19 protein-coding genes are annotated in these 19292 nt (G+C 35.5%); 12 read left to right on the plus strand and 7 right to left on the minus strand.

Going from position 1 to position 19292, the window contains the following annotated elements; genetic code table 11:
• The first annotated feature begins 3 nt into the window (after positions 1-3).
• Positions 4-513, plus strand: a complete 510-nt coding sequence (locus ACQUQZ_RS15210; RefSeq protein WP_435355873.1) for a phosphoheptose isomerase — start codon at positions 4-6, stop codon at positions 511-513.
• A 103-nt stretch (positions 514-616) separates the two neighbouring features.
• Here the strand turns inward: ACQUQZ_RS15210 and ACQUQZ_RS15215 are convergent, their stop codons facing one another.
• The 7 genes from ACQUQZ_RS15215 to ACQUQZ_RS15245 form a co-directional block, all read right to left on the minus strand.
• Positions 617-1654 carry a methionine synthase gene (locus tag ACQUQZ_RS15215; protein ID WP_435355874.1) on the minus strand — a complete coding sequence of 346 codons (1038 nt, stop codon included), beginning with the start codon at positions 1652-1654 and terminating at the stop codon, positions 617-619.
• Positions 1655-1671: 17 nt separating this feature from the next.
• The gene (locus ACQUQZ_RS15220) at positions 1672-2115 is read right to left on the minus strand and encodes a DinB family protein (RefSeq protein ID WP_435355875.1); all 444 of its coding nucleotides are present in this window, start codon (positions 2113-2115) and stop codon (positions 1672-1674) included.
• 9 nt (positions 2116-2124) lie between these two features.
• Positions 2125-2538, minus strand: coding sequence for a GNAT family N-acetyltransferase (locus ACQUQZ_RS15225; RefSeq protein WP_435355876.1), 414 nt, complete (start codon positions 2536-2538; stop codon positions 2125-2127).
• Entirely contained in the window at positions 2531-3337 is an 807-nt protein-coding gene (locus ACQUQZ_RS15230; RefSeq protein ID WP_435355877.1) for a sugar isomerase domain-containing protein, read from the minus strand. The genes ACQUQZ_RS15225 and ACQUQZ_RS15230 overlap by 8 nt, the downstream gene beginning before the upstream one ends.
• 119 nt (positions 3338-3456) lie before the next feature.
• The gene (locus tag ACQUQZ_RS15235) at positions 3457-4341 is read right to left on the minus strand and encodes an ROK family protein (protein WP_435355878.1); all 885 of its coding nucleotides are present in this window, start codon (positions 4339-4341) and stop codon (positions 3457-3459) included.
• Between the two features lie 127 nt (positions 4342-4468).
• Positions 4469-5236, minus strand: a complete 768-nt coding sequence (locus tag ACQUQZ_RS15240; RefSeq protein WP_435355879.1) for an SDR family NAD(P)-dependent oxidoreductase — start codon at positions 5234-5236, stop codon at positions 4469-4471.
• Positions 5237-5358: 122 nt separating this feature from the next.
• On the minus strand, positions 5359-6192 hold the full coding sequence (locus tag ACQUQZ_RS15245; protein WP_435355880.1) for a M48 family metallopeptidase: 834 nt from the start codon (positions 6190-6192) through the stop codon (positions 5359-5361).
• Positions 6193-6403: 211 nt separating this feature from the next.
• On the opposite strand from ACQUQZ_RS15245, the gene ACQUQZ_RS15250 reads away from it, so the two are divergent.
• From ACQUQZ_RS15250 to ACQUQZ_RS15300, 11 genes are all read left to right on the plus strand, one after another.
• Complete coding sequence (locus ACQUQZ_RS15250; RefSeq protein ID WP_435355881.1) at positions 6404-7015, plus strand: fumarylacetoacetate hydrolase family protein; 612 nt, start codon at positions 6404-6406, stop codon at positions 7013-7015.
• A gap of 33 nt (positions 7016-7048) precedes the next feature.
• The gene (gene vapB, locus ACQUQZ_RS15255; protein ID WP_435355882.1) at positions 7049-7270 is read left to right on the plus strand and encodes a type II toxin-antitoxin system VapB family antitoxin; all 222 of its coding nucleotides are present in this window, start codon (positions 7049-7051) and stop codon (positions 7268-7270) included.
• A complete protein-coding gene (locus ACQUQZ_RS15260; RefSeq protein ID WP_435355883.1) occupies positions 7270-7503 on the plus strand; it encodes a type II toxin-antitoxin system VapC family toxin in 234 nt (77 codons plus the stop codon). The genes vapB and ACQUQZ_RS15260 overlap by 1 nt, the downstream gene beginning before the upstream one ends.
• A 176-nt stretch (positions 7504-7679) precedes the next feature.
• Positions 7680-9746: a M23 family metallopeptidase gene (locus ACQUQZ_RS15265; RefSeq protein ID WP_435355884.1), complete on the plus strand. Its 2067-nt coding sequence runs from the start codon at positions 7680-7682 to the stop codon at positions 9744-9746.
• The gene (bcp, locus tag ACQUQZ_RS15270) at positions 9679-10128 is read left to right on the plus strand and encodes a thioredoxin-dependent thiol peroxidase (protein ID WP_435355885.1); all 450 of its coding nucleotides are present in this window, start codon (positions 9679-9681) and stop codon (positions 10126-10128) included. Before ACQUQZ_RS15265 ends, bcp begins: the two co-directional genes overlap by 68 nt.
• A gap of 22 nt (positions 10129-10150) precedes the next feature.
• Positions 10151-10972 carry a DUF1295 domain-containing protein gene (locus ACQUQZ_RS15275; RefSeq protein ID WP_435355886.1) on the plus strand — a complete coding sequence of 274 codons (822 nt, stop codon included), beginning with the start codon at positions 10151-10153 and terminating at the stop codon, positions 10970-10972.
• Positions 10973-11150: 178 nt separating this feature from the next.
• Complete coding sequence (locus ACQUQZ_RS15280) at positions 11151-12017, plus strand: transketolase (RefSeq protein WP_435355887.1); 867 nt, start codon at positions 11151-11153, stop codon at positions 12015-12017.
• Positions 12018-12103: 86 nt separating this feature from the next.
• The gene (locus tag ACQUQZ_RS15285; protein ID WP_435355888.1) at positions 12104-13060 is read left to right on the plus strand and encodes a transketolase family protein; all 957 of its coding nucleotides are present in this window, start codon (positions 12104-12106) and stop codon (positions 13058-13060) included.
• 389 nt (positions 13061-13449) lie between these two features.
• Positions 13450-14706 carry a TolC family protein gene (locus ACQUQZ_RS15290; protein WP_435355889.1) on the plus strand — a complete coding sequence of 419 codons (1257 nt, stop codon included), beginning with the start codon at positions 13450-13452 and terminating at the stop codon, positions 14704-14706.
• A gap of 4 nt (positions 14707-14710) precedes the next feature.
• A complete protein-coding gene (locus tag ACQUQZ_RS15295) occupies positions 14711-15820 on the plus strand; it encodes an efflux RND transporter periplasmic adaptor subunit (RefSeq protein ID WP_435355890.1) in 1110 nt (369 codons plus the stop codon).
• A gap of 240 nt (positions 15821-16060) precedes the next feature.
• Complete coding sequence (locus ACQUQZ_RS15300) at positions 16061-19165, plus strand: efflux RND transporter permease subunit (protein WP_435355891.1); 3105 nt, start codon at positions 16061-16063, stop codon at positions 19163-19165.
• Positions 19166-19292 lie beyond the last annotated feature (127 nt).

Here is a 19292-nt window from a genome sequence, read left to right on the forward strand (position 1 = left end):
TCCATGAAATTTTCAGCCGAAACTGCAAAAGAAGTCGTATTTAGCCAAGTAGAAAAAGTTATTACTGATTTAGGATTTAACATCGACAAACAAGACCAAAGCCGCCCCTGGGGAGGTTTTTTTGTATTAGATGAGTCGCAAGCTCCTAAATTTATCGAAACTTATTTCCCGCATTTATCAGTCAATGATTTTGGTATTGGCCGAAAATTAAGCCCAAAAATATTGGTTGTTGCTCCCAACAAACGTTTATCTTGGCAATATCATTTCCGACGTGCTGAGATTTGGAAAGTAGTTGGCGGAGTTGCTGGCGTTGTGACGAGCGAAACCGATGAGGAAAATGAATTACAAACATTGCCTTTGGGAACGATTATTAACTTAAAACAAGGCGAAAGACATCGTTTGATTGGTTTAGGTGAATGGGGAATTATTGCAGAAATCTGGCAACACACCGACCCACAAAACCCTTCAGATGAAGACGATATTGTACGTGTACAAGATGATTTTGGAAGATAATTTTTGTGAATTGTGAATGATAAATGGTTAATTACACACCCTTTAAAGTATCTTTATTAGAGCGTCATTAATGCCAAATTTATCATTCACAATTAATCATTTATCATTCAAAAAGTCTTCTTCTTACTTCTTTTGCTCCAGCACACATATTGATTAATTTTTGACGAGAAGCCCAACGAGCAGTTTGACTTAATCCACAGTCGGGAGCAACTGCCAATTTTTCGGCTGGGACATATTTTAAGCATAATTCTATTCTTTCAATTACATCTTTTACACTTTCACAGTAATAATTTTTAACGTCAATTATACCTACAGCTACATCCATTTTTTCAGCAAATGCTGCCAATAATTCTACTTCATCAAATTCTCGATTAGCCATTTCAATATGAATTTCGTCAACATTCATATCTAAAAAATCAGGTAACATTGGGTGCAATTTTCGATAGCCAACTGGTCGCCCTTTAAAATTTCCGAAGCATAAATGTGTAGAAACCCTTGCTTTTCCTACAACCCCCTCAATGGTTCTATTAAAAATATCAACAAAACGCTTAGTATCTTCTTTGTAAGCATAACAAGACATGGAAGGCTCATCTACTGTAATTTCGGTACAACCTGCGGCAACCAAATCTTCTAATTCTTTTTTGACATAAGGTAATAGTCCTTCAGTCACATCAAAACGGTCTTTGTAGATTTTACCATCGGGCAACATTCTGCCTGAAAGAGTGTAAGGGCCTGGAACTGAGGCTTTTAAAGTATATCCAGCAGGAGCAAGTCGTTTTAATCTTTCAAATTCTTTCACAGCACCTAAGCCTTTAGGGGCGGTTAAAGGTTCAATAATTGAATGTTTTCCTCGTTGGTCATGAGCGGGTGGACCAAATTTCCGAGTTTCTGAATGATTGGGTTCAAGCCCTTTGATGAAGCCATAAAATGATAAATTGAAATCTAGGCGAGTTTGCTCGCCATCGGTAATCACGTCCAAACCAGCAGTAGTTTGGTCATGAATGGCAGCAATGACTGCATCTTCAATCATTTCTTCAATGTCGGCTGCTCCAAATTTATCCAAATTTTGAGAAGCAAATTCAAGCCATCCTGGAAAAGGATAACTTCCTACTACTGTAGTACGAATAGGTATAGGTTGCATATTTTTTGAATTAACTCTTAATTTGAAATAAGTCTTCGATGATAATTGATTTGCCCTAAATGATAATTAAAATGTCCAAAAAGATGAATCAGAAAATATTCATTGGAATCGTGTCCACCATAGAATTCTTCTGTATGATTTTGTGCTAAAATTTCGTCTGAAAGTGTTGGTAAAATAGCTTTCAACATGATTCTTGTAGCTTCAATTTTAGCAATTACTTCGGCTCTTGGTACATTCTTATCTGAAAACTCCAAAGGGCGATTACGAACATAATCAGTTTTCCCCAACTGATGCCCGATGTAATGGTTGAGATTTCCCATTAGATGCAAACAAAGATTTCCTGCAGAATTTTTGATTTCACCACGAATCATCCACAAATCGTTTTCGTCTTCGTAAGCTTCGATTTCTTTTCTGAGATTTTGTAAATCTCGGTCGTATAATTTTATTAATGATTGTAGCATTTTCAAAATTTATTCATTCAAAACAATTTCCATTTTTACGTAATCTTTCCCATTTTTTCGAACAACATCAGACACTACCTTCATACCAAATTTTTCGTATAAACTTATGGCATTTACTCTTGCACTACAAAATAGATATTTGATATTCAATAATTTAGCTTCTTTCATTAAATAATTGAGTAGTTTAGACCCATAGCCTTTTCCTTGAAAATCTTTGTCAGTTGCAAATTTTCTAAACTGCCCTTCATTTCCAAATTTAAATAATGAAATCACTGAAACTAAGCGTTCTTTTTCGTACAAACCATAGTGTAACCCATCTTCATCTTCTGGTAAAATCACAAACTCAAATGGTTTATTAGGCCACATTACTTTGTGTCTCAATGGCCAAGTTTCTGCCGCAGTGATTTCTTTTATTTCAATCATTTTTTTTAGAAATGTAAGACTGAATACCATTTTTCTCATACATTTTAGCGATTCGATGGGCATGTTCATCATAAGCTGCTTCAAATAATTCAGTAGCTTTTTGAGTACCAACCAATACACCTGCGGTCAGCACTTTAGGTGGCTTGCCTGCAAGTGTTAAATATTCTGCAACTTGAGCTTTGATGCTGTTAACAAGTAATGCTCCCCCTATTGTTGAACCAGGCGAAACAGGTGTATCTAAATTTGGTACATAAACCATCGCATCACCAACTGGAGCTCCTGTATCAAGTACTAAGTCGGCAAAATCAGAAAGTTTTTTTCCATCAGTTCGCTTACTGGTACTTGCTTCTAAATGCTGTTTTGTAACCAGAGCCACTACTTTGATACCTTTTTTCTGAAAAATTTCAGCCATTTCAATAGGTACAACATTACAGCCTGAAGACGAAATAACAAGAGCAGTATCAATTTCGTTTATGTCAAAATTTCTTAGAATTCTATCTGCTAAACCTGACACATTTTCGAGAAACATGGCTTGTCGCTGACCATTTGCTCCCACAACGAGGTTATGAAAAGTCAAAGAAAGTTCAACAATTGGGTTAAAACCTGCAAAAGAGCCATAGCGTGGCCACATTTCCTCAACCATGATTCTACTATGGCCAGAACCAAAAACATGCACCATTCTTCCTGCCAAAATCGAATCCGAAAACCATCGAGCCGCAATTTTAATTTGTTCTTCTTGTTTTTCAACAACGTCAATGATTTGACGAGATTTATAGATGTATTCTTGGATAACACTCATAGAGACTAATGGAGAATTGATAATTAAAAATTGAGAATGTCTAAACTATTGACAAAACCCACTTCATTGAATTCAATTGTTTGGTAAATGTTATTATATAATTCTATTAATTTCGCTAATTACATCAACTTTGATTGAACAAACGCTGCTGCTCCAATTGCTCCTGCCATATCACCAAAATATGCCTGAACAATTTCTGTTTTTTTACCACCTGGTCGCCATTCATATAAATCCATGAATGTCTTCAAAGGCTCATAAAGTGCATCATCGGCGAGTGTAAGTCCTCCTGCCAAAACCACCATTTCGGGAGAAAGTGCATTTGAAATTGAACTAATACCTATGGCCAATTTTTGTATGGAAGAAAGCCATGTATATGTAGCAAAATAATCACCTTTGCGATGGGCTTCCACTAATGCCCATGTTGAAGTAAATCTTCCATGTGTTCGGGCTTCAATCGAATAATTACCAATGGCATATTCTAAACTTCCAACCATGCCCACAATACTTGTATTGTTATCAGTAGCATTTACAGAAATATGTCCTAAATGTCCTGCCATTTGTGAAAGTCCTTGATATAATTGTCCATTAATCAAAATTCCACCACCAACGCCTGTGCCGAGTGTGAGTAAAACTACATTTTTCTTGTCTTTTGCTACACCAAATTTCACTTCTGCCATCAAAGCCGAGTGAGCGTCGTTTAATATATAAGTTGCCTCACCCAAATATTCGCCCCACATAAAATTTTCTAAACCATTCAAACGATTAGGAAGGTAAGCAATACATTGATTTTGCTCATTGGGTAAACCTGGAGCAGAAAGCCCAATACCTAAAATCGGTTCTTTCAAGAAATCTTTTAGATAAATGACCATTTCCTTGACATTTTCACGCCAAGAGCCATCTCCAGTATCTTGTGTAGGGATATAGTGCTGCTTCAACACATCACCATTTTTATTGATGATGATACCCTTAATATTTGTTCCTCCTAAATCTATTCCGATGAACATAAATCTCTTGCCCCCAAATGAGGTTTTTATTGATTTTAATTTTTTATAAATTCCTCATTTAACTGATAATGAACAAATTATAACATTTATAATTCTACATTCTTAATTCATAATTCTACATTCTTAATTAGCTTATTCCCCAGCCACCATCAACAAAAAGTGTCTGACCAGTAGTAAATTTTGAGGCGTCAGACATAAAATAAACTGCCGCTCCATCTAAGTCATTAACTTGTCCATTTCTACCGCCATCAAGTGGCTGTTTAGTTTTTATAAAATTCAAAATTGTTTCATCTTTTGATGCACGTTGAGACATCGGTGTTTCGACCAAAGCTGGTGCTAAAACATTGATGCGAATATTATTTGGAGCATAATAAGCTGCAATAGATTTTGAGAACCCTGTCACAGCCGATTTTGTAGCAGCATAAGCATGAGTCGAAAAATATTTTGGAGAAGGAAATTGTCCTAAAACTGAACTCATATTTAAGATAGAACCTCCCCTACCCAATTCCAAAAATTTTTTCACTGCTGCCTGATTAGACAACATCAAGCTGGTCAGATTCAATTCAAATGTTTTATTCCAAGCATCTAAAGTTAATTCATGTAATGGCCCATCACCAAATTTTCGCCCACTACCTCCTGCCACATGAAAAAGCCCATCAAAACTACCAAACTCACTGATTATCAACTCAATAGCATTTATTGCTGTATTTTCATTTGCTGCATCACCGCTCATCGCACGAGCATTTTCGCCTAATTCTATTTCAGCAGCGACACAACTTTCTGGATTTCTTCCAACAACCACCACTTTTGCACCGTTCTTGATAAACGCTTTGGCAGCAGATATTCCTAAACCTGTTGTACCACCAATGATTACTATTTTCTTATCTTTTAACATTCTAAAATTACAACTTGTCTATACAAGCACAAATGTATATAAAGAAAACTTGTTTCCAAATTTTACAACAAAAAAGGTGTTGAAGAATTTTCAACACCTTTCACAATCTTAAAAAAGAAGGATCACTTTTTTAAATATGCTTGATAATACTTTTGTGCTTGTGGCAATTGTGCTTGTAAATCGGCAATACGAGTCTCGTCAGCAGGGTGAGTAGATAGTAATTTTGGTGGTTTTTGAGACTTGGAACCTGCTTCGGCCATTCTTTTCCAAAAATCTACAGCATTCTGAGGATTATAACCTGCCATTGACATAAAAATCAAGCCTAATTTATCAGCTTCTGATTCTTGATTTCGGCTATTAGGAAGCACAAACCCAAGCTGCGAACCAACACCTAAAACTTGACCAGCTATTTCCATCACTTGCTGATTCCCTGTTGCCACACCAGCACCAATTGCACCTAATTGTGTGATACCCTGAGCAGCCATTGCTTGGCTCATTCGCTCACGACCGTGACTGGCGATTGCGTGTGCAATTTCGTGACCCATTACTACTGCCACACCAGCTTCATCTTTACAAATAGGCAAAATTCCAGTATAAAAACAAACTTTTCCACCTGGCATACACCAAGCGTTTAGTTCTTTACTTTGTACCAATTTAAATTCCCATTGATAGCCATCAATAACTTGGCTATAATTGTTCTGAATTAGATAGTTCTCAACGGCCGTTTTAATTCTTCCACCCACACGAGCAACCATTTCAGCATCTTTTGCACCTGACGATACCACTTTGGATGTATCCATAAAACCCTTATATTCAGTAAAACTCATCTGAATCATTTGTTCGTTCGATACCAAACCTACAAATTGTTTACGCCCTGTCAGTGGCACTCTTTGACAAGCCCAAATCAATATTACCAGTACAATGGCAGCAATAGAAGATTTAAAAAAAGTTTTCATTTTAATTTTTATTTAGATGTGCTTTAGACAAAATATTTGTCTTATAGTGTTACAAATATACCTTAATAAATCGGAGTTAGTGAAAATTATAGTATTTAATCATTACTTCCAAAGGATTAATTACGTATTTTTGTAAACAATATTGCTTAAAAGAATAGAAATATTGGCAATTTCATAAAAACTTTTTCTTCAAATTTACTCTAATTTTTCAATGAAAATCATCGCTATTGGCCGAAATTACGCTGAACATATCAAAGAATTGAACAACGAACGTCCTGACGAACCTGTTATTTTCACAAAACCAGAAACAGCCATTTTGAAGGATGGAGAAGCATTTTATTACCCTGATTTTTCGCAAGATGTGCATCACGAAGTAGAAATTATTGTCAAAATCAGTAAAATGGGGAAAAATATTGAAGAAAAATTTGCCCATAAATATTATGACGAAATTGGTATTGGTATAGATTTTACGGCAAGAGATATTCAATCTAAACTTAAAGCGAAGGGCTTACCTTGGGATTTAGCCAAAGGATTCAATGGCTCGGCTCCAATTTCAAACTTTGTTCCAAAATCAAAATTTACAGATTTAACCAATCTTAATTTTCATTTGGATGTCAATGGTAGCCTTCGCCAAGAAGGGAACACTTCAATGATGCTTTATCCAATTGATACCATCATTGCCTTTATTTCAAGGTATTTTACATTAAAAACTGGCGATATCATCTTTACTGGTACACCAGCAGGCGTGGCACCCGTAAAAGTAGGTGATACTTTGAGTTGTTTTATAGAAGGCGAGAAAATGCTGGAGTTTGAAGTGAAATGAAGTATTTTTGATAAATAATAAGTCATTAAAGCTGTGTCAAATGCTATTTTATTTGAAAAATTCAGCAAATTACCTGACTATTTAAAAGTTGAGGTTTTAGATTTTGTTGAGTTTTTAGAATATAAAAAGGCATCAGAAATCCAGAAAAAACAATCTGATGAAAAGAAAGGCCCCGTATTTGGCTATGCTAAAGGTAAATATGTAATGTCGGCTGATTTTGACGAGCCATTAGATGAATTTAAGGATTATATGTAATGAACTTACTTTTAGATACACATACATTTCTTTGGTTTACATCTGGCTCTGAAGAAGTACCTAAAAAATTAATTGATTTGATAGAAAATCCAGTTAATAAGTGTTTTGTTAGTTTAGTTCCGTTATGGGAAGTTTCAATCAAAAATTCTTTACGAAAACTAAACTTCAAAAGTAATTTTAATGACATTTTAAAAGACGTAGCAGGTAATTATTTGCCTCCAATTGAGTTTTAATCACATTTCTGCTCAAAATAAACTACAACTAATTCACAAAGACCCTTTCGATAGAATGATTATATCACAAGCTATTGTTGAAAATATGAATCTATTAAGTAAAGATGAAGTTTTTGATGAATATTTATAAAGATACAATAATAAAACGAATTTGGTAATTTTTCCAAATAGAACACATGATAATTACACGCTTTTTAAGTTCACTTTTGCTTATTACATATTTGGTTTCGGATACTTCTTCTAATTTTGCTTTTGCCCAAAGAAGGTCGTCAAATCAAAACCAGGAATATCCAAAAGGCTATTTTATGTTTCCAATCCAACCAGGTCAACAGGCCTCATTATCTGGTGGGTTTGGAGATTTACGAACGAATCACTTCCATGCCGGACTGGACATTAGAACCGGGGGAGCTGAAGGCTTACCTATCTATGCTGCTGCCGAAGGTTATGTTTCACGAATCAGGGTTATGCGAGGTGGCTATGGAAATGTGCTTTATATTACACACCCCAACGGTTATACAACTGTTTATGGTCACTTAAAAAATTATAATAGCCGTATTGAACAATACTTACGCCAACAAGAATATAATCAACAAACATGGGACATTGAATTAACGCCCTCTTCCGATGAAATTCTAATCAAAAAAGGTGAAATTGTTGCCATTTCTGGCAATACTGGTGCATCAGGCGGGCCACATTTGCATTTCGAGATTCGTGATCAATTTGAAAATGCCATTAATCCAATGAAGTTTGGTTTTTGGGAAGTACAAGATTCGCAATCGCCTGTAATTGAGCGAGTTATCTTGAAAACCTTGAATGCTTATTCTCGTGTGAATGGAGAGTTTGGACGAGTTTCGGTTGCTCCTACTCGTGTTTCAGAAGGAAATTATTCGCTTCCAACGGTCATTAAAGCTCATGGAATTGTTGGTCTCGAACTCAATACTTATGACCGCAGTCAAACTTCGCCTTTCAGAATGGGTATTACAGAATTAGAAGTACAGGTTGATGGTATTACTACCTATAAGCTGAACTTAGAAAAAATGCCTTTTGATATTTCCAAAGATATTAACGTACATATCGACTATGAAATAGCTGAAACAAATGGCGTACGAATTCAGAAATGTTATGTTTCTGACGGCAATCGCCTTTCGATTTATGAAACTGACCAAAATCAGGGCAAAATCTATGTAAAAGATGGTCAATTACACCAAGTTTATATTAGAGTAAAAGATTCTTATGGCAATTCAACTAATCTGAATTTTTCGATTCAAGGTGACCAACCAAACGAAAACTTTGAAGAAGAATTGGCTGATGAGAGTAATTTCGTTGGAAATATTGCTACTTCAATTACCGAAAACACCCTTGCCATTAGAGCCAAAAACGCCAAAACAACGACAGCTATTTTGCAATACAAAGGCATTCCAAAATCAGTTCCATTATCCTATAAAAGAGGCAAAGAATCAGTCTATTTATATGATTTAAACAAAGGAATTGCTGATTTTGTACAAGTTGAAAGTAGCTCTGAGAAAATAGGTATTAAACAAGAAATTTTACCTAAAAAAGGGCAATTCTATGCTGAGCCTAATCTTCAAATTGATTTTGCAGATGCTTTGTATGATACTTTATATTTACGCACCTCAGTCAATGCTAATCGAATTTCCCTCAATTCTGAGAAAATTCCTTTAAAAGACTTTATCAATGTCTCTTGGACGCCTACCGGCATGGCGATTTCACCTAAAACGGGGGTTTATTATGTCAATGATGGGCGAAAATATTTGGGTGGAACTTGGTCGGGAAACCGAATTCAATTTAAAACCAAAGAATTAGGTGATTTCCAAATCATTAGTGATTATGAAGCTCCAGCAATTCGACCTGTAAAAATTGATTCAACCGAATTACGTTTTTCTATTTCTGATGGACTTTCAGGTATCAAGAACTTTAATTGCTACGTGAATGGTCAATGGGTTTTGATGGACTATGAATATAAGTCAAACAGGATTTGGTCAATAAAATTAGATGAATCACAAACATTTTCAGGCGATTTAAAGTTGGAAGTAACAGATAATGTAGGCAATTTGGCCGTTTATGAGGTTAATATTGATGAATACATAGCAACCCAAAAATTAGTAAAGAAAAGTTCAAAAAAAGTATCAAAAAAGAAATCATCTAAGAAAAAACATGTCTCTAAAAGTAGGAAATCCAGCACCAAAAATTCAAGCAAAAAATCAAAACGGAAGCGTCGTTAATCTTTCAGATTTTCTTGGCAAAAAGGTAGTCTTGTATTTTTATCCACAAGACGACACCCCAACTTGCACCACTGAGGCTTGTAATTTGAGAGATAACTATCATTCATTACAAGCAAAAGGCTATGTGGTTTTGGGCGTAAGCCCAGACAGTGAAAAGAAACATAAGAAATTTATCGAAAAATATCAGCTACCTTTCGATTTATTGGCAGATGAAGACTTGAAAATCTGCAACGATTATGGTGTTTGGGCAGAAAAAACGACATTTGGGAAAACGTATATGGGTGTAGTACGCACAACATTTATCATCGATGAAAAAGGGATAATTGAAGAGATTATAAGCAAAGTAGAATCAAAAAGACATCATGAACAGATTTTAGGATAATTATTTACACATAGTTCAAAACATGGCTCGGATTCTATTACTCATTTCATTGATCGTAATTACCATCTTTTTATCTTTCCAAAGTGAAGTTTTTGGGCAAGGTTTCTTGGTCATAATGACTTGTCTGACACTTGTATGGCTTCTGAGTTTGTATCTCAAAGACGCCAGTATTATTGATATTTTTTGGGGACTGGGTTTTGTGGTGGTAGCATGGTTTTACCGAACAAAACTAAACCTTTCTGATACTCGCTCACTTATTTATTGTATTTTGATAAGCATTTGGGGACTAAGATTGAGTATTCATTTAGCATTACGGAATATTGGGAAAGGTGAAGATTATCGTTACCAAGAATGGAGAAGCCAATACAAACAAAATTGGTGGTGGATTTCATTTTTCAGAGTTTTTCTATTGCAAGGCATCATTTTATGGATTATTTCATCGGTTTTTGTACCTGTAATCTCAAAGTTAGAATCAACATTCAGTATTTTTGATTATTTTGGCATTATACTTTGGACAATAGGTTTCATATTTGAGGCTGGTGGTGATTGGCAACTTGTTCAATTTAAGAAAAATCCTGACAATAAAGGTAAAGTTTTACAAACTGGTTTTTGGGCTTTGACTCGTCACCCTAATTATTTCGGAGATTCGTTGCTTTGGTGGGGATTCTATTTATTTGCCATAACAAATAGTGGCTATATTTTTATGTATAGTCCTATTCTCATGACTTTTTTATTGATGAAAGTTTCGGGAGTAGTTCTGTTAGAAACGAAATTGCAAGAAACAAAACCACAATATACTGACTACATCAAAAGTGTTCCAGCATTCTTTCCAAAGTTATTTTGATTTTTTTGTATAAATTATGCAGATTTCAATAAAAACCTCGCTTTCGTGAGGTTTTTATGTTTTTAAAGCAAGATGTATTCCGTACTTTTGCAGAATATTTATATAAACCTTCATTTTTTATATTTTTTCATCTACTTTTGTATTAATTGTATATTTGACACTTAATAATTATTTTTAAATGCAAACCAAAGAATTACAAGACATCGCTTCGCAAGTTCGCCGAGACATCGTAAGGATGGTTCATGGCTGTCAATCAGGGCATCCAGGCGGTTCATTAGGTTGTACCGATTTATTGGTTGGATTATATTTCCAACAAATGAAAATCAATAACCGTAAAGGCAAAGGAGGATTCCTTACTTTTAATATGGACGGAACAAACGAAGACTTATTTTTCCTTTCGAACGGACATATTTCCCCTGTTTTTTATAGTGTTTTGGCACATAGAGGCTATTTTGATAAAGCAGAATTGGTAACTTTCCGTAAATTAAATTCTCGCTTGCAAGGGCACCCAACAACTCACGAACATCTTCCAGCCATTCGTATTGCATCGGGTTCACTTGGACAAGGCTTGTCAGTAGCCATTGGTGCTGCATTGGCGAAGCGTTTGAATGGCGAAAAAACGACTGTTTATTGCTTGATGGGTGATGGCGAACAACAAGAAGGACAAGTTTGGGAAGCAGCACAAGCAGCTCCACACCACAAACTCGATAACTTGATTGCTGTAATCGACCTAAACGGACAACAAATTGACGGCCCAACAAAAAAAGTAATGGATAACCGTGACTTGAAAGCTAAGTACAAAGCTTTCGGTTGGAACGTAATGGAAATTGCTGATGGTAACGATATGGAGCAAGTAATTACTGGACTTCGTAAAGCTAAACGTTTGTCAGGCAAAGGCCAACCAATCATGATTTTGTTGAAAACTGAAATGGGTGCTGGCGTTGACTTCATGATGGGAAGCCACAAATGGCATGGTGTAGCTCCAAATGATGAGCAATTAGCCGCAGCATTAGCTCAATTGCCTGAGACTTTGGGTGATTATTAAGTCCATTCAAATCATTAAGATTATTTCAAGAATAACTCTCAAATCAAACATTAAAAAAAAACTGTTTGATAAACGATATTATAAAAATGACAAAATATCCATTTACCGAGAAAAAAGATACACGCTCTGGATTCGGAGCTGGCATGACCGAGCTTGGTCGCACAAATCCTAATGTCGTAACACTTTGTGCCGACTTAGTGGGTTCATTGAAAATTGATACTTTTATCAAAGAAAACCCTGAGCGTTTTATCCAATGTGGTATCGCTGAGGCAAATATGATAGGCGTAGCAGCAGGTTTGACAATCGGAGGTAAAATTCCGTTTGCTACTACTTTTGCTAACTTTGGTTCAAGCCGTGTTTATGACCAAATTCGCCAATCTGTTGCTTATTCTGATAAAAATGTAAAGATTGCTGTTTCTCACGCTGGTCTTACTTTGGGAGAAGATGGTGCAACCCACCAAATCTTGGAAGATTTAGCCATGATGCGTTCATTGCCAAATATGACAGTAATTAATCCTTGTGATTTTAACCAAACAAAAGCGGCGACAATCGCAGCAGCTAACCACGAAGGTCCTGTTTATCTTCGTTTTGGCCGCCCTGTTGTTCCTGTTTTCACTGCACCAGACCAAAAATTTGAAATCGGAAAAGCGTGGATGGTTTCAGAAGGAAAAGATGTAAGTATCTTCGCCACAGGTCATTTAGTTTGGGAAGCCATTCAAGCGTGTGAGATTTTGGAAGCACAAGGCATCAGTGCGGAAATTGTTAATATCCACACTATCAAGCCTTTAGACGAAAAAGCGATTTTAAAATCAGTTCGTAAAACCAAATGTGTAGTTTCTTGCGAAGAACACCAAATGAATGGTGGTTTGGGCGATGCGATTGCACAAACTTTAGCAAAAAACTTCTTAGCACCACAAGAATATATTGCCGTTGATAATTCATTCGGTGAGTCGGGTACACCTGCTCAATTGATGGAAAAATATGGCTTAAATGCTGCAACAATTGTTGAAAAAGCATTGAAAGTAATTGCAAGAAAAGGATAAAAAATCAAAAAGAGCAAGTAAGAATCTTCTTTTTACTTGCTCTTTTATCAAAAATTCCTATTTTTATTCCCAAAAACACCATTTCTACAATAGTAATATCACTCATTTCAAGCATCTTAATAAAATAATTCTCCCTGCCTTTTACATTCCACATTTTACATTCCACATTTTACATTCCACATTTTACATTCTACATTTTTACATTCCACATTTTACATTCCACATTTTACATTCTACATTCCACATTTTACATTCTACATTCCACATTTTACATTCTACCTTTTACATTCCACATTCACTAAACTTCCTTTTAATCCTTTTTTAATACTTCTTTAAATTAGACTTGATACTCGATAAACAATTTTGCATCAACAAAACAATTACATGCAATGAAAAAATTGATTATCGTTTTATTAATGTTTAGCATCAAAGTCTCGGCTCAAGGCGACACATTAAAACTTACGCTTCCACAAGCAGAAGAATCATTTATACATGAAAATCTACAGCTGATTGCCTCAAAATTAGGGATTTCGGAAAGCAAAGCTTATGAAATTCAAGCAGGACTTCGAGTAAATCCTAATTTGTATATCGAACACATGCCTTACAATTCTCAGAAAAAAGAATTGGGCGGCATCAATCAAAATAATGCTGAACAATTGGTACAATTCCAATATTTGGTACAAGTTGCACAGAAACGTCAAAAGGCTGTTTCGTTGGCAAAAGCCAATACCGAACAAGCCGAAAATAGCTTCCGTGAATTACTCCGAAATCTCCAATTCCAGCTTCGTTCTACTTTCTACAATTTATATTTTGTCAATCAAGCACTTTCTGTGTATGACCAAGAAATTAATACTTTGCAGCAAACACTCATCTCTTATCAAGAACAATTTGATAAAGGCAATGTACCGCTCAAAGACCTCACACGCTTGAAGGCTTACTTGGTGAGTTTGACAACTGAAAAGCAACAACTCATTCAACAAAAAATGGATGACGAACGAGATTTAGGAATGCTAATAGGTGCAAAAAATTACGCACTTCAGCCAATTGTTAATCAAATAAGCAATCAAGCAGATTTTAAAACATTGACTATTAGTAACTTATTCGATATGGCCACCGAAAATCGTTACGATTTGAAGGCTGCATTCACCCAAAGAAAAATCGAAGAAAGTAATTGGCAATTACAAAATGCTCTTCGTAAACCTGACCTTACTTTGCAAATGACTTATGATAGAAATGCTGGCTATGTTGCCAATTATTTGGGCGTTGGTGTGGGAATGAATTTACCATTTTTCAACAAAAATCAAGGAAATATTCAAGCAGCACAAATCAGAATACAAGAAGCAGAAAAGCTTCAAAACGCTTGTCAGTTAAGGCTTGAAAAAGAAGTTCAAAATGCCTATTTCAAAGCTCGACAAGCGGATCAAACCGCTCAAACCATCGACCATAAATTTAGTGATGATTTCTCCCGATTGATCAGTGGGGTATTGGATAATTATAAGAAACAAAATATTTCAGTAGTCGAATTTATTGATTTTTTCGACTCCTACAAACAAACAATTTTACAATATAATCAACTACAAAATGACAGAATTTCAGCTTTTGAAAATTTAAACTTTGTAGTGGGCAAAAACATTTTAAATGGATAATCATATGAAAAATTCAGTCAAAACATTAAGTATAAGTCTTTTCATGACATTGATTGTATCAACATCAATGACAGGTTGTGGCGAAAGTCAAGCCAAACAAGACGAAAATTCATCAGAAAAAAAGCCTTTCAGTCTTGATGAAGTTGCTTTTAAAAACCTCAAAACAGATACTGTACGCCTAAAAACTGTCAATCAAGCTCTTAACTTAACTGGAAAAATCACTTATGACCAAGATGGCGTGGTGAAAGTATTCCCTTTGGTGGGCGGACATTTAGAGGAAGTGAAAGTTGAATTAGGCGATTATGTAACCAAAGGGCAAGTACTGGCTATTATTAGAAGTGGTGATTTGGCAGATTTAGAGCAACAAACCATTGCTGCCAAAAGCAACCTTTCAGTGGCACAAAAAAACTTACAAGTGGCCGATGATATGACAAAATCGGGACTTTCTTCACAAAAAGATTTGGTTGCTGCCAAAGAAGGAGTAGAAACTGCTAAAGCCGAAGTTGATAGAGTTGCCGAAAGAAAAGGCATTTTAGGTGGAAAAGGTACTTTATACATTGTAAAAGCCCCTTCAAGTGGTTTTATTGTTGAAAAAGCCGCAGCAACTGGTATGGAATTGCGAAACGATGACCCTGCTGACCTTTTCACTATAAGTAATTTAGATAATGTTTGGATTTTAGCAAATGTTTATGAATCCGATATTGCGAAGGTTCACTTAGGACAAGAGGGAAGAATTACCACCATTTCTTTTCCTGATAAAATTTACACAGGAAAAATTGATAAAATATTCAATACATTGGATGCGGAAAGTAAAACAGAAAAAGTAAGAATTCAACTCTCCAACAAAGATTATAGCTTAAAACCTGAGATGTTTGCCAATATTTCGATTGAGTATGGTGGCAATGAACAAAAACTGGCGATTGCGAGTAAATCGGTCATTTTTGATAATAATCAAAATTATGTCGTTGCAAAAGAAGGTAAAAACTTAGTTGTTAAACCTATTTCAATTTATAAAGTTGTAGGTGATAAAACTTTCATCGATGGTGGCTTAGAAGCTAACCAAGAAGTTGTGATTGAAAATCAATTAACACTTTTTCAAGCCTTATTAAATTAGTTTTTTTGAAGCTGCTGGTGTTGGATTAAAGATTTCAGCAGAATGATAAATACCGCAAGTTTGCAGTACAAGTTACTTATAATCAATTGATTACAAGCAACTTGTACTGCTTTTATTTTGAAAGTAGGTGCGAATAATTTTCATTTATTACGACTTTTTAACCCTATTTTAATCTAAGCTTAAACCTCTATATAGTTCATAAAGTCAGCTTTGTACTATCAAATTAAACAAGGCAAATTTATGAATAAGTTCATCAAAGGGATTTTAACATTCTCGCTCAAAAACAAATATTTTATCTTTTTTGCTACAATTTTAGCTGCCATTGGTGGTTGGTTAGCCTATAAAAATACACCTATTGAGGCATTTCCTGATGTAACAAATACACAGATTACCATCATTACCCAATGGCCTGGTAGAAGTGCTGAAGAAGTAGAAAAATTTGTTTCGATTCCACTTGAAATAGGCTTGAATCCTGTTCAGAAAAAAACTGACATCCGCTCAACTACCGTATTTGGACTATCGGTAGTAAAAGTAATGTTTGAAGATGGTGTTGATGATGCTTTTGCTCGCCAACAAATCAATAACTTGATAGGAGCAGTTAATTTGCCCGAAGGTGCCGATCCTGAAATCGAACCACCGTATGGTCCAACTGGAGAGATTTTTAGATATACACTTGAAAGTAAAATAAAAACTGTCAAAGAACTCAAAACTTTACAAGATTGGGTGGTGGAACGCCAATTGAAAGGCGTTGCTGGCGTAGCAGACGTGGTGAGTTTTGGTGGTGAAGTAAAAACTTATGAAATTAGTGCCAACCCTCATCTATTGGCCGATTATAATATTTCTGCCTTACAACTTTACCAAGCAGTAGCCAATTCCAATATGAATGTTGGTGGCGATGTGATTGAAAAGAATGCCGAAGCATACGTAGTACGTGGTATTGGCTTATTGAAAAATATCGATGATATAGAAAAAATCATCATCAAGTCGGCAAATGGTGTTCCTATTACGGTTAAAAATGTAGCTACCGTTACTGAATCTGCTCTTCCTCGCTTGGGTCAAGCAGGCAGAGATGCCCAAAATGATGTGTTAGAATGTATAGTAGTGATGCGAAAAGGTGAAAATCCGAGTCAAGTGATTGAAAAAGTTAAAGCAAAAATTGATGAATTAAATACTTCAATTTTGCCAAAAGATGTAAAACTCAATACTTTCTATAACAGAGAAACACTCATTAATTTTTCGACGCATACCGTCACGCACAATTTGCTCGAAGGGATTTTGTTTGTTACCTGTATTGTCTTCCTTTTCATGGCAGACTGGCGTACAACTGTTACAGTCTCTATCGTCATACCGTTAGCCTTGCTGTTTTCTTTTATTTGTCTTTATCTGAAGGGCATGTCAGCCAATTTGCTTTCGATGGGTGCCATTGATTTTGGAATTATCGTTGATGGGGCAGTTGTAATGGTTGAAGGGATTTTTGTTGTGCTTGATGCGTATGCTCATCAAGTTGGAATGGAAAAGTTTAATAAATTATCAAAATTAGGCTTGATTCGTAAAACAGGAACTGAGATGGGCAAAGCCATCTTCTTTTCAAAACTTATTATTATCACATGCTTGATTCCGATATTCTCATTCCAAAAAGTGGAAGGAAAAATGTTCTCACCTTTGGCTTGGACACTTGGTTTTGCCTTACTCGGAGCGTTGACATTTACCTTGACACTCGTGCCTGTCTTGGCAAGTATTTTATTAAATAAAAATGTCAAGGAAAAACATAATCCATTTGTCATTTTTATAGAAAAATGGGTAATGAGGGCTTTTAACTTTACTTATTCTCATAAACGTAAAACACTGATTATCACACTCTTGATTGTCATTGCAGGATTATTTAATTTCAACTTTTTGGGTTCTGAATTCTTACCCGAACTCAACGAAGGGTCGATTTATGTACGTGCAAGTATGCCTATGAATATATCGCTCAATGAGTCAATAAAATATACCAACGAAATGCGTCAAGTATTTAGAAGTTTTCCTGAAGTTCATGCTGTGATGTCGCAGACAGGTCGACCAAATGATGGCACTGACCCAACGGGTTTTTATAATATTGAGTTTTTAGTCGATATTTTTCCAAAAGATGAATGGAAACGAGATATAACAAAAGAGCAACTGATCAGTCAAATGCAAGAAAGATTAAAGGTATTTGCAGGAGTTAACTTTAATTTTTCACAACCAATCATGGACAATGTGGAAGAAGCCGTTTCGGGTGTAAAAGGAAGCATTGCGGTAAAAATATATGGACAAGATTTGGCATTAATGGAAAAAAAGGCAGATGAAATTCAGAAACAATTGGCGACTGTTCGTGGCATTGAAGATTTGGGAGTAATAAAAAACATTGGTCAACCAGAGCTTAGAATCGAATTAGACGAAGATAAATTGGCTTTGTATGGCATACAAAAGGGTGATGCTCAGGCAGTTATCGAAATGGCCATTGGCGGAAAAGCTGCTACACAAATATATGAAGGCGAGCGAAAATTTGATTTGAGAATAAGATTTCAAGCAGAATATCGAAAATCTGAAACTGAAATTGGTGATTTATTGATTCCAACAATGAATAATACCGAGATACCTTTGAAAGAAATTGCCCAAATCTATAATCATACAGGTCCAATTTTAGTTTTTAGAGAAGCCAACCAACGTTTCAATGCTGTCAAATTTTCAGTTCGTGGGCGAGATATGGGTAGTGCCATTGCCGAGGCACAACAAAAAGTAAATGCTCATGTAAAATTACCCGCTGGCTATTCGATGAAATGGGCGGGCGATTTTGAAAATCAACAACGTGCCACTGCTCGTTTGGCACAAGTTGTACCCATCAGTTTATTATTGATTTTCTTGATTCTCTTTGTATTATTTGGAAACATAAAAGACGCAGGAATTGTCTTGATCAATGTTCCGTTTGCGATTATTGGTGGTATTGCATCTTTGCTGATTACACATACAAATTTCAGTATTTCGGCAGGAATTGGATTTATTGCACTGTTTGGTATTTGTATTCAAAACGGTGTGATTCTGATTTCGGTTTTCAAGAAAAACTTGCATGAAAAAATGACACTTCGAGATGCCATTTTGAAAGGAGTAACCTCTCGCATCCGTCCAGTAATGATGACAGCCATGATGGCAGCCATCGGGCTAATACCCGCAGCCATTTCAAAAGGAATTGGTTCTGAAACATCAAAACCATTAGCTATTGTAGTGATTGGTGGCTTGATTTCAGCTACGATACTAACTTTGTTGGTTTTCCCCATTTTCTTTCATGTTTTCTACCAACACAAATTTAGTGATATTGAAAATTAATTTAAAAATTCAAATTTCTTTTATGGAACCGCTGTGGCGGTTCCATATTTCATTATTTATAACTTAAAATATTTAAAAGTATTTATAAGACCTTCGACTGATATTGCATTGAATGAAATTATCATAT

Origin of the sequence: Emticicia sp. SJ17W-69 (assembly GCF_051209875.1) — a bacterium.
GTDB lineage: Bacteria > Bacteroidota > Bacteroidia > Cytophagales > Spirosomataceae > Emticicia.